This is a genomic window from Shewanella sp. HN-41 (genome assembly GCF_000217915.1).
Lineage (GTDB): Bacteria > Pseudomonadota > Gammaproteobacteria > Enterobacterales > Shewanellaceae > Shewanella.
The window spans coordinates 117489-132853 of the sequence record NZ_AFOZ01000040.1; the positions used below are offsets into that span (position 1 = coordinate 117489).

Annotated in this window: 11 protein-coding genes and 1 pseudogene; 5 read left to right on the forward strand and 7 right to left on the reverse strand. The window is 48.9% G+C overall.

What is annotated here, in order from left to right:
• Positions 1–42: 42 nt before the first annotated feature.
• On the reverse strand, positions 43–2175 hold the full coding sequence (locus SOHN41_RS15160; RefSeq protein ID WP_007650639.1) for a M13 family metallopeptidase: 2133 nt from the start codon (positions 2173–2175) through the stop codon (positions 43–45).
• Positions 2176–2450: 275 nt separating this feature from the next.
• Here SOHN41_RS15160 and SOHN41_RS15165 point away from each other — a divergent pair, with 275 nt between their 5' ends.
• Together SOHN41_RS15165 and SOHN41_RS15170 are read left to right on the forward strand one after the other, a co-directional pair.
• Entirely contained in the window at positions 2451–3029 is a 579-nt protein-coding gene (locus SOHN41_RS15165; protein ID WP_007650640.1) for a nucleoside triphosphate pyrophosphohydrolase family protein, read from the forward strand.
• Between the two features lie 65 nt (positions 3030–3094).
• Complete coding sequence (locus tag SOHN41_RS15170) at positions 3095–3385, forward strand: helix-hairpin-helix domain-containing protein (protein ID WP_007650641.1); 291 nt, start codon at positions 3095–3097, stop codon at positions 3383–3385.
• Here SOHN41_RS15170 and SOHN41_RS15175 read toward each other — a convergent pair.
• From SOHN41_RS15175 to uvrD, 5 genes and pseudogenes are all read right to left on the reverse strand, one after another.
• Positions 3382–4512, reverse strand: a complete 1131-nt coding sequence (locus SOHN41_RS15175) for an AI-2E family transporter (protein ID WP_007650642.1) — start codon at positions 4510–4512, stop codon at positions 3382–3384. The genes SOHN41_RS15170 and SOHN41_RS15175 overlap by 4 nt on opposite strands.
• A gap of 138 nt (positions 4513–4650) precedes the next feature.
• A complete protein-coding gene (locus SOHN41_RS15180) occupies positions 4651–5721 on the reverse strand; it encodes an NAD(P)H-dependent flavin oxidoreductase (RefSeq protein ID WP_007650643.1) in 1071 nt (356 codons plus the stop codon).
• 18 nt (positions 5722–5739) lie between these two features.
• A complete protein-coding gene (locus SOHN41_RS15185; RefSeq protein WP_007650644.1) occupies positions 5740–6135 on the reverse strand; it encodes a VOC family protein in 396 nt (131 codons plus the stop codon).
• Positions 6136–6354: 219 nt separating this feature from the next.
• Positions 6355–7215, reverse strand: a complete 861-nt coding sequence (gene ubiA, locus SOHN41_RS15190; protein ID WP_007650645.1) for a 4-hydroxybenzoate octaprenyltransferase — start codon at positions 7213–7215, stop codon at positions 6355–6357.
• Between the two features lie 136 nt (positions 7216–7351).
• Positions 7352–9519, reverse strand: a pseudogene (gene uvrD / locus SOHN41_RS15195) (DNA helicase II).
• Positions 9520–9699: 180 nt separating this feature from the next.
• Here uvrD and SOHN41_RS15200 point away from each other — a divergent pair.
• From SOHN41_RS15200 to SOHN41_RS15215, 3 genes are all read left to right on the forward strand, one after another.
• Positions 9700–10617: a response regulator gene (locus tag SOHN41_RS15200; protein ID WP_007650649.1), complete on the forward strand. Its 918-nt coding sequence runs from the start codon at positions 9700–9702 to the stop codon at positions 10615–10617.
• Between the two features lie 258 nt (positions 10618–10875).
• Positions 10876–12846, forward strand: coding sequence for a hypothetical protein (locus SOHN41_RS15205; protein ID WP_007650651.1), 1971 nt, complete (start codon positions 10876–10878; stop codon positions 12844–12846).
• Between the two features lie 615 nt (positions 12847–13461).
• Positions 13462–14610: a DUF6161 domain-containing protein gene (locus tag SOHN41_RS15215; RefSeq protein WP_139058389.1), complete on the forward strand. Its 1149-nt coding sequence runs from the start codon at positions 13462–13464 to the stop codon at positions 14608–14610.
• 343 nt (positions 14611–14953) lie between these two features.
• On the opposite strand, the gene SOHN41_RS15220 is transcribed toward SOHN41_RS15215, so the two are convergent.
• Positions 14954–15361: an NUDIX hydrolase gene (locus SOHN41_RS15220; protein WP_007650663.1), complete on the reverse strand. Its 408-nt coding sequence runs from the start codon at positions 15359–15361 to the stop codon at positions 14954–14956.
• Positions 15362–15365: the final 4 nt, after the last annotated feature.

A 15365-nucleotide genomic window follows, 5' to 3' on the forward strand; every position in this document is an offset into this window, starting at 1 on the left:
AAATAATCAGGGGAACTTAGTGTTCCCCTGATTAAGATAGAGTTACCAGATCTTCACGCGATCCTCTGGCGCTAGGTACAACTTATCACCGGGCTTCACATCGAACGCAGTATACCAAGCATCTAAATTACGCACGGTCAGCGCGCGGTACATGCCAGGGGCATGGCCATCGGTCGCCACGCGGGCACGCAGGGCTTCGTCACGCATCTTAGTCGCCCAGGTTTGCGCAAAGCCGATAAAGAAGCGTTGATCGCCAGTAAAGCCATCGATCACTGGCGCTGGCTTGCCATTAAGTGAGGCATGGTATGCATCGAGCGCGGCCGCTAAACCCGCCACATCGGCAATGTTCTCGCCTAAGGTCAGCTTGCCGTTTACATGCAAATCTGGGAATGGCGCATAGGCATCAAACTGCTTAGCTAACGTCTCGCCTTGCTTAGCAAATTGAGCAAAGTCCGCCGGCGTCCACCAGTTACGCATAGCACCCGTCGAGTCGAACGCTGCGCCATTGTTATCGAAGCTATGGCTGATCTCATGGCCAATCACGGCGCCAATCGCACCATAGTTATAGGCGGCATCGGCCTTAGCATCGAAGAATGGCGGCTGCAAAATCCCCGCGGGGAAGTTAAGCGCGTTTTGCACCGGCAGGTTAACCGCGTTAACCACCTGCGGCGTCATCCACCACTCGCCCTTGTCCATTGGCTTACCAATTTTGGCGAGTTGATGGGTGTATTCGACCTTTTCACCATTGATAGCATTGGCATAGGCATTGGTTGGCGATACGGCATAGGCATCGTAATTGCGCCACTTATCGGGATAACCCACGCCCACGGCGATGGTCGCAACCTTAGCCAAGGCTTCCTTCTTGGTTGAAGGGTCCATCCACTCGAGTTTTTCGACACGCTTGCCAAAGGCAGTGACAATATTGTCCACCATAGTGCTGACTTCGGCCTTGGCCGAAGCCGGGAAATAATGCTCGGCGTAGGCGCGGCCCACGGCATCACCAAGGTATTCATCCAAGGCACTCAAGGCGCGTTTATCACGGCTGCGCTGCTCTGGCGTGCCCGACAGCTTAGTGCCGTTAAAGGCAAAAGAAGCGTTATCGATAGCCGATGGCAGTACATCGGCATGGCTGTTGATATGGTGGAACACCAGCCAGTCTTTCCACGCATCCAGCGGCTCAGAGGCCACCAGCGCCGACAGACCAGTAATAGCACTGGCGTGGTAGGCGGCAAATCTGTCTTGCTTGCCAAGCTGCGCGGCATCTAAGAAGGCAGTCCAGTCGATACCAGGGGCTTTAGCGTCGAAGTCGGCGCGGCTCCACACACCCGATGCCTTAGTGAAATCTTCACTGTCTTCACGGCTGGCGTGGGCGACGGCAATCTTATGTTCGAGGGCAAAAATGCGCTCGGCACGGGCGGCGGCATCGCTGATGCCCGCATCCGTCAGCAGGGTCTCGATATAGGCACGGTAAGCGGTGCGGATCTCGACCATTTTAGGATCGTCCGACAGATAATATTCGCGCTCGGGTAAGCCTAAACCGCCTTGCAGCAGGTAAGGCAGCACTTCACCCGGCGTCGCCAGACCTTGAGTCACGAACACCCCGAAGAGGTTTTCGGTGAAAAAGTCGGTGGCATTGAGTGGGTCGACATCGGCACGCAGGTTAGCCCCGAGCGCCGCCGACAGGGCGTGTTTGTCCGCAATGGCTTGATAACGGGCCAAGTCGGCTTCCATTGGCTTCATTCCCGCCGCATCGATCGCTGCAGTGTTAGTGTAAGCTTTGTAGTAATCGGCAATGCGCGCATCATCGCTGCCAGCGGTATGTTCGGCCTTGACTAAGTCGGCGATCAGGCTGGTCTTATGCTTTTCCGTCTCTTGGAAAGCCACTAAGAAGGCACCCGTGCTCGAGCGATCGGCAGGGATCATCGTCGTTTTCATCCACTCGCCATTGGCGTAGGTATAAAAATCATCACCGGGCTTCACCGTGGGCGACATGGCCGCGAGGTTAATGCCGATGGGTATGGCAGGTTGGCTAGCAGCAGGCGCTACGCTGGTTTGCACTTTTGCAGCATTGTCGCTGGCGGCAGCGGCGGTTTCCTTGGTGTTATCACCACAGGCAGTTAACCCTGTCAGTACTGTCGTCGACAGTAATAAGGCGGGGATCAGGCGGTCCGACATAAAAGACTCCTTCCGTTGTTATTCTTGTATTTTTGGTATTTTGGCTATTTGAATGCTATCCAGCATGGCTTGGCAGTGTAACTGGCGATATGGTGGGATGTAAAAGAAACTCACACTTTATGATAGAAAGTTAATGCAAACATTTTGAGCCATTCGGTTTATGGCTGTACGGCTTTGTATTCTGCGCCACCTTTCTTTAGAATTGCCGCTGTTATCCATGAATCGATTTTGCAAATCCATTCGTAAAACCCATTGATAAAATCTAAGGCTTCCCAATGAAACTCACTTGTTTAACTCAACCTATTTATGACCACTTGTACCATGATATCAGTGAGTTTCGCAGCACCTTCGACCTCGCTGTTAACGAGGCTAGCTCCTTGGATGAAAAGGCCGACACTCTCCATACTTCACTGATTATTGAAGAATTAACTGAACTTGCTGAAGCCGATAGCCGTATCGAGCAGGCCGATGCGATTGTCGATTCAGTATATGTATTGATGGGGCGCTTAGTGCACTTAGGCGCAACGCAAATGAGCGACCGCCTAGAGATCAGCTACCTTATCGATCTCTTGTTATCTGTTGCCAAAAACCGTGAAATTGACTTTATCACCTGCTGGAACGAAGTGCATTCGAGCAATATGAGCAAGGTCTGCCGCAATGAGCAAGAATTGATCGAAACTATCGCCTTCTATGCAGAGCAAGGCGTTGAAATCGTTGGTAGCAAAAAGGGCGAGTTTATCATCGCCAAATGCGCTAAGGATGTAGAAATGGCGGGTAAAGTGGTGCGCCAAGGCAAGGTATTAAAGTCGGTGTACTATCGCCCAGCTGATTTAACTCAGCTAGTGAAAGCCTAGATGCTCTCGAGCCTGCTCTTCGGTGGCATAGGTTTTTCAATGATTTTTATCGCAGAGAAATTTGTATGAATCCAGCAAAAGTGGTGCGTGCCGAGGTAAAGCAATTAACGGATTTACCCAATATTGGTAAAGCCAGCGCAGCGGATCTACGTCTGCTTGGCATAGAGACGCCAGCGCAATTACTCGGGTGTAATCCCTACGAAATGTATATCACACTGTGCGATAAAACGGGGCTAAGACACGACCCCTGTGTGCTCGATGTCTTTATGTCTATCACCCGCTTTATGGCGGGTGACGACCCTAAACCCTGGTGGTTTTACACCGATGAGCGCAAACAAACATACGGCCGCATTTAATCTGAGCGATTTTGCTGCGACAGCCTCTCTAGGGATTTTGGTGTAAGAGCTTCAGGCTTCGGCGAGTCAGGCTCCGTCGTGGGATCATCCCTTAACCACTCTCGCCAAATGGCTACCAGCAGAGCCATCAGCACAGGGCCGACAAATAGGCCAACAAATCCCATGGTTTTTACTCCACCGATCAAGCCAAAGAAGGTCGGTAGAAAAGGTAGTTTGATAGGCCCGCCCACCAAATTGGGCCGCAGGGTTTTATCGACAATAAATAACTCAATACTGCCCCAGAGGAACAAACCGACACCCGCTGTCATATCGCCAGTGCCAACAAGATAGAATGAAATCAAGGTGAACATGGTTGGCGCGCCGCCGGGAACCAATGCCATAAAGGCTGTCAGCACACCAAAGGCCACGGCCGAAGGCACGCCGGCAATCCAGTAGGCAATCCCCAGCACTATACCCTCGCCGATGGCAATAAGTGTCATGCCGATGACGGTCGAACTCACAGTCGCAGGCACCACGCGGGAAAAGCGATGCCAACGGGCGGGGAGAATTCGCTCGCCGACAATATCCAATTGCTTAGCCACCGATTCGCCATCTTTATATAAGAAAAACAGCGTGATCAGCATAAAGAGTAAGGTCAATAATAACCCCAAGGTATTCCACCCTAATTGCAACACCCAACGGGAAATCCCACTCAGATTCTGACCGCTGATGGCACTGACAATTTTACCCAACTCATGGGGCTCACCAATAAACTGTTGCCACTTTAGGGTTAACCATTCTCCTATCCCAGGAAAATCTTTGATCCATATAGGCACAGCAGCGCCATGTTGGTTAGCATGTACCAACCACTCAACCCAAGTTCTAATCTCTTGTAAAGCATAGGAAAATACAAATACCAGCGGCGTGATGAGCCCAACAATAATCAAGACTAACGCGATAGTGGCAGACAATGCCGAACGGCCACCGCATTTTGCCAACAGTTTTTGATAGAGAGGCCAACTCGAAAAACACACTATCAAGGCGGCTAAGGCAGGCACTAAAAAGTCGATAAAAAAGAACACGCCGGCGCATAACAATAGGATCAATAGGGTACGGCCAACCGCGGCATTACTGAAAATGGGTGCCATAGTCAAACTGCTCCTCGACTTAACGATAGTAAGTAATGGCGAATGCCCTAACTATATAAAGATATCCAACAAACGCCCAGCAGACTAACTTAGATAAGCCAATAAATCATCTAATTAGGGTAAATATTCCCCTCCTTTTTATCCTCCAATATTTGGGCTACTTCCCATCACTCCTAAAGCCAACTGCCGCGTCAGTTCGGCTGCGGGTATGGCTCGGCAACCGCTGGCATTTTGCCCGCACCAGAGCGGACTAAAATCCCCAAATCCTTGCCGCTCCGCCGCCGTTCTTAGGCCCGCAACCGCAGAGGATGCCAAGGGAAAATCCGGCACAGCATCATTTATTGGTCCCATTTCAGCCATAAAACGGTTCACTATGCCGCGAGCGGGTCGTCCGGAAAATAAATTAGTCAGCGCCGTATGCTGCGCGGCGTCGCTTTGCAGCTCATCACGATGAATACTGCTGGTATTGCACTCGGGGCAGAGTAAGTACGCCGTCCCCACCTGCACCGCCGAGGCGCCCATTGTCATGGCTGCGCGTACTGTGGCTGCATCGACGATGCCACCGGCGGCAATCACCGGAATATCCACCGCCGCAATTACCTGTGGTAATAGACTAAAGGTCCCCGACTGCTCGGTTAAATCCTCTGATAAAAAGTGTCCTCTATGCCCACCCGCTTCTAAGCCTTGGGCAATAATCGCATCGGCGCCACGGGCCTCAAGCCAAAGCGCCTCCTCGACTGTGGTCGCCGTGGAGATGACTTTTGAGCCCCAAGATTTGATTTCCAGCAGCAACTCTTCATCGGGCAGACCAAAATGGAAACTCACCACCTCGGGCTTAAATTTGGCTAACACTTCGGCCTGCGCCTTGCTGTAGGGTGTGCGCTGCGCGCCAGCAGGCTGCGCATTCGGGTCGAGATTAAATTCCGTAAAATAAGGCGCCAACTGTTCGAGCCAAGCCGCTTGTTTGGCCACCTGTGGTATCGGCTCGCTATGGCAAAAGAAGTTCACATTGAAAGGTTTGGTCGTGTTGGCTCGGATTTCGGTTAACTCAGCCTCGAGCGCCTCGAGGGACAACATGGCACAGGGCAATGACCCCAAACCACCCGCCTGGGAAACGGCAATGGCCAGCGCACTGCCCTGCACGCCCGCCATCGGTGCTTGAATAATAGGTACTTCGATCCCAAATAATCGAGTTAACTGACACGGCATACTCCACCTCCTTTAGGCTCAATCCTGATAGGGGCCAGCGGCTAAACGCTGGGAGATCCACCATAAATTGCCGACGGGATCCCGCACTCCGCCTTGACGATCGCCATAGGGTTTATCTGTAACGGCCATAATGAGTGCAGCACCCGCTGTTACGGCCTGCTGTACTGACTCGTCTGCATCTTCCACATACAAATAATAGGAGGCAGGCATGGCAGGAAATACCGCTGTCGCCTCGCTCACCATAAATTGGTAGCCACTAATCTGTATCAGTGCATTGGCTATCTTGCCATCGGGCCTATGGGAAAGGTGGATCACTTCGGCATCAAAGGCTTGGCTTAAAAAATCGACTAACAGTTGCGCATTGTCGACAATCATATATGGGTTGATGAGCGCAAATCCTGGCGGTATAAACATAGCAACTCCCTGTGACGCTACCTAAGGTAAAAGCAGAGCCTCACTATAAACGATGCCATAGTGTAAAAACCAGTCGCAGGGGCTGAAGCACAGACGTTTAGATGTAAACGTTGACGTCAAAGCTAAGAGGTCGATAATTAAAAACTTAAATTACAACAAGTTACAAACATCCTGAGTCGATAAGAGTGAGATTACCGACTCAGAACGGATAAGAGTCGCTTAAACCAGATAGTCGGCGCCCAAGCCAACAAATAACGCCAGTCCCGCCCAGTTATTGTTAAGGAAGGCCTTAAAGCAAGGTGCTCTTTCACGACCAAAAATCAACATTTGCTGGTAAGTGCTAAAGCCCACAAAGGTGAGCAATCCTAGGCCATAGAGCAAACCTCTGTCGGCGCTCCACCCCGCGGCGATAAAACAAATCAGCGCAGCAAGTTGAAATAGCCCTATGATTTGACGGTCATATTTACCAAAGAGTATGGCGGTTGATTTAATGCCTACCTTAAGGTCATCGTCCCTATCGACCATGGCATACATGGTGTCGTAGGCGACGGTCCAGAACCAATTGGCCGCAAATAACCACCAGGCTTCCATGGGCACTTCACCCGTTTGAGCCGCATAGGCCATAGGGATAGACCAACTCCACACCACACCCAAAAACATTTGCGGCATGTTAGTCACGCGCTTCGTAAAGGGATAGATAATGGTGAGGATGATGCCAACGACGGATAATTTAACGACTAATCCATTGAGTAATAAGACTAATCCAAAGGCCGCTAAACCTAAAATCACAAATAATAGCAGGGCTTCTTTAGTGCTGATCTCACCGCTTGCGAGGGGACGGGATTTAGTGCGTTCAACATGGGAGTCGAGGTCACGATCGGCATAGTCGTTAATAATGCAGCCACAGGCACGCATAATCACCACACCGATAATAAAGATAATCAATACCTTAAGATCGGGCATACCACCAGCGGCTAACATCAGCGCCATCAGACATGGCCACAGCAATAATAGCGTACCAATGGGGCGGTCGAGTCGAGTCAGGCGGGAATAAACGTCCCACTTCTGCTTTAAATTCATTAACTAGGTACTCCCACTCCTAATTTCAGCTCACATTTTATCTCAACTTTCAGGGTGAGCATCATATACCCATGCTCCCCCTGAAGCGAGTTTCAGGGCGGTAAAAAACGGCCATATAAAAATAACTGCCTTTGTCTTAACTCGCCTCTAGGCGAGCATAGGCAACCACCAGCCACTTGCTGCCAAAATCGTTAAAATTAACCTGCACCCTTGCCTGCGCGCCACTGCCCTCAAAGTTGGTCACTTTACCTTCGCCAAACTTAGGATGATTGACTCTTTGGCCGACATTAAAGCCCGTATCATTGGCCGCAGCCGACTTTTGGGCACTGAAGCGATTATTGGCCATAGGGGTCGATACCTGCGCCTTAAGGCGAATTTCGTCCACATACTGTGGCGGAATTTCCTTAATAAAGCGCGATGGGCGGGCATAATCTTCACGGCCATAAATACGCCGTGATTCGGCATAGGTGATATAGAGTTTTTCCATCGCGCGGGTCATGCCCACGTAACAGAGGCGACGTTCCTCATCGAGTCTGTCACCCTCTTCGAGCGCCATCTTACTCGGGAAAATCCCTTCCTCCACCCCGGCCATAAACACCATAGTAAACTCGAGCCCCTTGGCCGAGTGCAGTGTCATCAATTGTACAGCATCGGTAAAGGCATCGGCCTGACCTTCGCCCGCCTCTAATGCCGCGTGGGATAAAAAGGCGTTTAGCTCGCCCATATCCTCAAGTTCTTCGGGCATTTCGAAGGTGCGTGCCGCGGTGACTAATTCCTCTAAGTTTTCGATACGAGCATGGGCCTTTTCGCCCTTTTCTGTCTCGTACATGGCCTTAAGACCCGAGGCTTGGATCACTGTGTCGGTCATGCGATACAAGGCCATATCCCGAGTGTCGTCCTGCAGGGTGACAATAAGATCCATAAAACCACGTACCGCTGAGGCGGCGCGACCGGCGAGCACTTTCTCATCCAGCAAGCGCAAACACGCCTGCCACAGGGTGAGTTCCTGCTGGCGCGCCGTGGTACGTAAAATATCTAAGGTGCGATCGCCAATGCCACGGGGCGGCGTATTAACCACCCGCTCAAACGCGGCATCGTCATTTTTATTGCTGATAAGCCGCATATAGCCCATAGCATCTTTGATCTCTTGGCGTTCGAAGAAGCGCAAGCCACCATAAATTCGATAGGCTAAGCCTTTGTGTAGTAAGGCTTCTTCGAGTACCCGCGACTGGGCGTTGGAGCGATATAAAATCGCGCAGTCACTTAAATTGCCGCCTTTTTCGTACCAGTCATTGATACGACCGACAATAAAGCGCGCCTCATCCATCTCATTAAAGGCACAGTAGAGGGAAATAGGCTCACCATCGGCTTCGTCGGTCCACAGCTCTTTACCTAAACGCTCGGGATTATTGGCGATAAGGGCATTCGACGCCTTCAAAATATTGCCCTTGGAGCGGTAGTTTTGCTCGAGGCGAATCGTGGTCGCGGTCGGGAAATCCCGCAGGAAGCGATGCAGGTTTTCGACCTGAGCGCCACGCCAACCGTAGATCGATTGGTCATCATCACCCACTATCATCACATTGGCAGTTTGCCCTGCCAGCACTCTAATCCACGCGTATTGAATGGCGTTGGTATCTTGGAACTCATCCACCAAAATATGCTTAAAACGCTCTTGGTAATGGGCGAGCAAGTGTGGCTTATTGAGCCATAACTCATGGGCACGCAGTAGAATTTCGGCAAAGTCGACTAAGCCTGCGCGATCGCAGGACTCTTGGTAAACCTGATAAATCTTCAGCAGGTTTTGCTCGATGGGGAAGCCCCCCGCATCGATATGCTTTGGCCTTAATCCTTGGTCTTTTTACCATTGATATAACCCTGCGCCTGACGGGGAGGATATTGTTTTTCATCTAAATTGAGGCTTTTAAGAATGCGCTTAATCAAACGCAGCTGATCATCAGAGTCGAGGATTTGAAAGCTTTGCGGTAAACCTGCATCTTGGAAGTGAGTGCGTAACAGACGGTGTGCCAAACCGTGGAAGGTGCCAATCCACATGCGGCCCATACTAGTGCCAGCGACTTTTTCGACCCGCTCGCGCATCTCCGCCGCAGCTTTATTGGTAAAAGTCACCGCGAGAATCGAGTAAGGACTCTGCTGTTCAACCTGCATTAACCACGCGATGCGGTGGGTTAACACCCGCGTTTTACCACTGCCTGCGCCCGCCAACACTAGCATGCTAGATTGCGGTGCCGCGACAGCCTCACGCTGTTTATCATTTAGGCCGTCTAGTAAAGAAGATACGTCCATTCTCGCCTCCAAAAAATCGAGCAGGCAGTATAACAGAAGAACCCACCAAGGCGCGCCACGAGTTTGAACTCAATCACAGACAATTCATTTGACTCTCGCGCCAATTTTGATTTGAATTGCAATGATACAATTTATTAACAACTAAACTATGGCTTGACGATTTGACGCCAAGGGAAATCAATGCATTATTGTTTTAGCGCTTTTGTACTGGATACGCAGAATCGGACCTTGTTCTGTAATAACGAAAGAATTCATTGTGATGAGCGCGTTATCCTCCTACTCTCACTATTGATCGACGCCTATCCAGCCCATTGCGATCAAGCCTGCTTACTCGAAAAAATTTGGCCAAATACTGTCGTCAGCAGTTGGTCCATTGCAAGACTCATCTCAGATACTCGTAAACTATTTGAGTCCGCTGGCCTTAATATCCCCATCATTCAAACCTTGCACGGACGCGGTTATCGACTCTCCCCCGATATCGCTGCCATTATTAGCTCAAATACGATCGAAATCGGTTCCCCTCCCCAGGATGAAGAACCAAACCTAGATAATACCGCCACACCAGAAGCCACATCATCAACACAATCCACTAAAAAGTCTCAATATTTCCCTATACGAAGCCTATTTTTGATTAGCATATTGTCGATAGCAACGCTGGCACTACTCTATTACAAGCATGGGGAGCACAACGGCAAATTAGCATTAGCCGAACCGCACAATGTAAAAGCACGCATACTTTGGATAGATGATCACCCAGAGAATAATCAGGCCGAACGACAGTTTTTAGAGCAAAAGAAGATTGGCGTTTACACCACAAAAACGAGCAGTGATGCGCTCACACTACTCACCCTCTACAATTACGACGCCATTATTACCGATATGGGCCGGGGCGCAGATCCACTCGCAGGCTTGAAACTGATGCAAGCCATCCGCCAACAAGGCATCAACACCCCCATTTATCTCTACACTATCATGCCCTCGGAGGCGCTAAGACAAAAAGCCATTGAACATGGCGCACAGGACATTGCGGTAGAAGCAGAGGATTTATATCAACATTTGCTGCCACTCATCCACTATGTAGACCAAGAGCACGAGTAAAATCTGCCCCCGTTGCAACGCCTACGGTTAGGACAACTTTATCTCAATATACTGATATTAATAGCTTTCAAAAAGATTCAATAAATTTCAAAGACAAAATCCATCCCTAAGATTTATATCTTGTTCAGGGTTCAGCAGCTGATCCCTTCTGCATATTGCTTGCACTCATGCCCCAAACGATGACTGACGATCATCCCCCGTCATGGGATAACGTGTTGTTGCTGATATCTGTTCAGTAGCCAAAAAGGAATTTACATAATGAAGCCAATCTATCGACTTTTTGTTCCCATCATCTTAGGTATTACGCTTACCGCCTGCGGCGGTAGTGATGATGACGATGAGGATCCTACACCCATTGATCCCCAGCAGTTTGCCATTAAAGGGACGGTAAAAGGGCTAACCAATACCCTAAAACTTGACTTACAAACTAATGGACAGACTGTTGAAACCCTTTCAGTTCAAAGTGATGGCACAGATAAGGCCTTTGCATTTTCCAATATGCAAAATGAAGGCGTTAACTTTGCCATTACCGTCAATTCGCAGCCGACGGCGCAAACCTGTACCGTCGCCAATGGCAGCGGCACCTTAAGCCAAAGCAATGCCGAAACCGCCCTAGTGACCTGCGAAACCAATGCCAATGCCGAATTAACGGGGATATTTAGGGATAGTCCTGTCGCCGGTATCCATTATCAAACTGAGAGCCAAACCGCTGGCACCACCAGCGATATTGGCGAATTTCAGTATTTACAGGGCGAACATGTCACCTTCTCCTTGGGTGCGATTCAATTTCCCAGCACAACTGCCGCACCACTCGTCACCCCTACTGAAGTTGCGGCGGGCAATGAGGTCACAAAGGTAAATATCCTGCAGTTGCTGCAAACCTTAGATCAAGATTGCGATGTCGAGAATGGTATTCAGATCAAGAATACACACCATGAGCTGCTCGCCAATACAATACTGGACATCAGCAGCGTCGATTTTGATACCCAAATCAATACCGCCTTTGCGAGTCTTGGTTCGGGCTTTAGTCTGATCGGTGAAGCCCAAGCTATCAGCCATTTCGATAACTCGAATCGCCATCTGTTACTGGGTAGCTGGCTATTCTCCGAGGGAGAAGGTCAAAGTAACATACTGACCTTTATCGACCATAGCCGTTACATCATGATCCATGAGCATGCGGGTGATGGCGATCAAGGCGCCGCCTCCGTCGAATATGGCAATTACACTTGGGATAGCGTAACAGGCAGCTTCAGTGTGAGCCTAATTGCTCAATCCGATGGCTCCGGCGGTCTGTACGATGAAGGTAGTGTCGCCAACAAGGCGGTGATCAGTTTAAACACGCTCAAGCTAACCCTAGCCGACAACGGCTCGACCGACATCACACTCACCCGTATAGAAGATGCTAATGATGGCTTGATTGGCACTTGGCATGTGTACGACCCTGAAACAGATAACGACAGCTTTGTTACCTTCTTACCTAACCAAGCCTATGCCATAGTGCATACGGCGAATTCCGACAGCTATGAGGGTAAATCGCCACAGGCGCAATCGGGAGAATTTGGCCGCTATATCAAAGATGGCAGTGGCTATAAGTTTACCGCCAGTGTCGAATCCGACGGCCCTAATGGCTTCTATGATGCACAGTCAGCCGACGCCCATCAGTTTTCGTCAATCAGCACCAGCCAATGGGGCGAGATGATGGCGACTGAAAATGGCCCCGACGGCGGATCTTTCACCTTAGATAAGGTCGGCAGCTTTGTGACTGAGTTGGTCGATAAGCCTTCTGCCGCAGCGGGTACCAGCCTTGGACGCATCACCTCGGTACGGGATATCGAAGGCTTTAGTTATGATGCTACCGTCAATCGAACACTGCAATTTGACTTAACCTTCGCCACGGATATGCAAAACCGCTGCGCAACCGAATTCGCCAACGGCCATTGCGGTGCGCGTTATAGCATGCTGATCCAAAATGTCACCGAGAATGAGATGGGGGATATTATTGGCGAAATCAGCCTGAACGAAGTCACCAGCAATGCTCAAGTGAATAGTGATTTTTATATGACGACCGCTGGCACACTGCACTTTGCCTTTAGTGGCAGTCAGACGATGACCATAAGCCCCTTGTTAGGCAAATCTTGCCAAGGTAATCAAAGGGCCTTGGTGAGCTTAACCGATACCAGCAGTAACCAATCGATTTGGTTAGTTGAGCTAACACCTGCCGCCCTATAGCTATCGCTATCTTCCCTTTGCTGGGCTATGTTCTTCCGTAGCCCAGCATTTTTTTAGCTAAAAACCATTAAGCCCAGTGAACACAGCCATGGCCTATCGAACCGCTTGAAATCGAGCCATATATGGCCTGATTTATTTCAATTTATTACCTTCAATAATGATTAAGCACTTTCATTCCAGTGACACGCCGTGAATATGTCCCTATAGGCTCGACGACGGCATCTGATGTAAAAGGATTTACGAATGTCGCGATCACATGGATGTGAAAGAGCGACCATGTCACGGACGGTCACTTCCATGACAGCGCTTAATCTTGCCAACCCCGACAGTAATCTGACCCCTTCTTACAAGCATCGACTCTGAAAATTTAACAATGGGTGGCTGGTTAACTTAGGTTCCGAGATATCATGGTTATCTGTATGATTTTTAGAAATTTATTGAACTATGATGAATAAAAGAACACAGTATAAATGTCATTTTGAATGAAATAGATAGAGGCGATATGAGTCTGAATAGAACAATTATGCGGCTGCAATTTACCGATCGGATGGGAACTAATTTTGAGTTTAATAATTTAAAGCAGCTAAAGGAGTTTATTGATAGAGAAATGACTTATTGGCAAGAAGTCAAAGGATTAACCGAACAAACAAAAAAATTAACATTGGGACAGGTAATCTTAGAAATATTCAAAATGTTGTTGCTGATGCACTAGTAAATACATGGGAAGACAATGAACTGAATGGGCGTTTACGAGATATCTTTCAAAGTCAGAGCCAATATTTAAGCTCGTATTGGCTATATAGTGGTCATGAATACACAGGCAAAGTGGTCACTATAATGCTTGAGAGGGGATATAGTGTAGCGGTAGCATTTTTAGAGTATTTGAATAATAAAGTACAACCGTTTAATTCAAAAGATGCCTTCGATGGCGCGCTGCTAGCCTACGAATATCAATACCAAAACAGTGATTTGGTTAAACGTCGAGGGACAGAGAGAGCAACATTAACACGATTGAAAGAGCAGTTTGCCGCGAAAAGTGCCGAAATAACCCAAAAAATCGATGAAAATCAGCAGCGTTATGATAAAAATCAAGAACAATTTACTGAATGGTTTGACCAATCGGTTCATAACGTGGATGAACTGTTAGAACGAGCAAGGTTAAAATTTTTGGGCCGCCAAGCTGCTATTGGAAGATTATCTACAAAAGAAAGCAAAAAATATCGTAGAGAAATGGATGACCATATCAGTAGTTGGCAAAATCGAATTAATGAGCTGGAACAAACGTATCAAGATAAGCTTCGATTAGCTAAACCTGCTGAGTATTGGAAGCAATCGGCTAGTAAATATCGATTGCAAGGTTTCGCTTTTGTCATTGCGATAGGCATACTCGTGCTGGTTGCGGTAACGACAGGCCTTGATCTATTCCAAGCCTGGTTATTAGGTGGAGAAACTGCGCTTTCAGTGAAAACTGTACCTGGTATGGTTCTGTTCGGTTCACTTGTAGCAGTGTTTGGTTTTGCTCTACGAGCATTGAATCGATTAGCTTTTAGTACCTTCCATTTAATGCGTGATGCTGAAGAACGCGAGCAATTAACATATCTATATTTATCACTCAGTAACGAATCAGCTATAGATAAAGAATCTCGCGATATTATCCTACAAGCACTTTTCTGCCGCACTGAAACGGGATTGCTATCCCAGGATAGTGGCCCAACAATGCCCGGTTTCGGTGATGCCATCAAAGAAATGACAAAGGTTAAGTAATGAGGGGAAAACAGCACATCCAAACTATTCAATACATTAAGTGGCCAAAAGACAACTCAACAATCAAAAGAATACGCCATCCCCTCGGAGTTGCCGCAGGGCATTTGCGTTCGTTGCGTGAGCGAGGCATGGATGCCGAGATAGCGTCAGTCGAATCAGGGACGAGCGTCTGACGCGATAGCATAAAAACGCTAAATGCCCAAGGGGCTTTCAACTCCATTTTGGGTGTCGTGACTGATGTGAAAACAATAGGCAAGGAGGATAGGATGAGCAGTCCTCCTTGGTCGACTCTTGATTAAAAAATCAGGGGGTGAAGCCCCACGACTTTGCTTACTGGCAAGCCTTAAAACTTCCCACTTATCACAACATCTTGGAAATTAAGGCAATCTTTGACTCTTTGCTGCTGAACCGCGCTAAGGGTGTCGATATCATGGAAGGCAAATTCTGAATGTTCATGGCTTAAGCGAATCACCGCATCGGCAGCCGCAAACTCACAACGAAAAATAAAGGCTTGGGATTGATAGGCACTGTGATAATAAACGCCGCTCAGGTAGTGGACTTTCACTTCCTGCCCCAACTCTTCTCGGCATTCGCGCAGCAGCGCTTCGTGAATGGTCTCACCGGGCTCTAAGGCGCCGCCGGGTAAGCCCCAGGCGCCATTGCCGTAATTCGCCTTAAGGAGTAACACTTGGCCGACATCGTTAATGATTACTGCATGGCTACTGAGCCGAAACCTATCTTCAAATGCCATGTCT

What these genes read in the sequence shown, in the direction of transcription:
- SOHN41_RS15160 (WP_007650639.1), bottom strand. Translation starts at nt 2,175, where the DNA reads ATGTCGGACCGCCTGATCCCCGCCTTATTACTGTCGACGACAGTACTG.
- SOHN41_RS15165 (WP_007650640.1), top strand. Translation starts at nt 2,451, where the DNA reads ATGAAACTCACTTGTTTAACTCAACCTATTTATGACCACTTGTACCAT.
- SOHN41_RS15170 (WP_007650641.1), top strand. Translation starts at nt 3,095, where the DNA reads ATGAATCCAGCAAAAGTGGTGCGTGCCGAGGTAAAGCAATTAACGGAT.
- SOHN41_RS15175 (WP_007650642.1), bottom strand. Translation starts at nt 4,512, where the DNA reads ATGGCACCCATTTTCAGTAATGCCGCGGTTGGCCGTACCCTATTGATC.
- SOHN41_RS15180 (WP_007650643.1), bottom strand. Translation starts at nt 5,721, where the DNA reads ATGCCGTGTCAGTTAACTCGATTATTTGGGATCGAAGTACCTATTATT.
- SOHN41_RS15185 (WP_007650644.1), bottom strand. Translation starts at nt 6,135, where the DNA reads ATGTTTATACCGCCAGGATTTGCGCTCATCAACCCATATATGATTGTC.
- ubiA (WP_007650645.1), bottom strand. Translation starts at nt 7,215, where the DNA reads ATGAATTTAAAGCAGAAGTGGGACGTTTATTCCCGCCTGACTCGACTC.
- SOHN41_RS15200 (WP_007650649.1), top strand. Translation starts at nt 9,700, where the DNA reads ATGCATTATTGTTTTAGCGCTTTTGTACTGGATACGCAGAATCGGACC.
- SOHN41_RS15205 (WP_007650651.1), top strand. Translation starts at nt 10,876, where the DNA reads ATGAAGCCAATCTATCGACTTTTTGTTCCCATCATCTTAGGTATTACG.
- SOHN41_RS15220 (WP_007650663.1), bottom strand. Translation starts at nt 15,361, where the DNA reads ATGGCATTTGAAGATAGGTTTCGGCTCAGTAGCCATGCAGTAATCATT.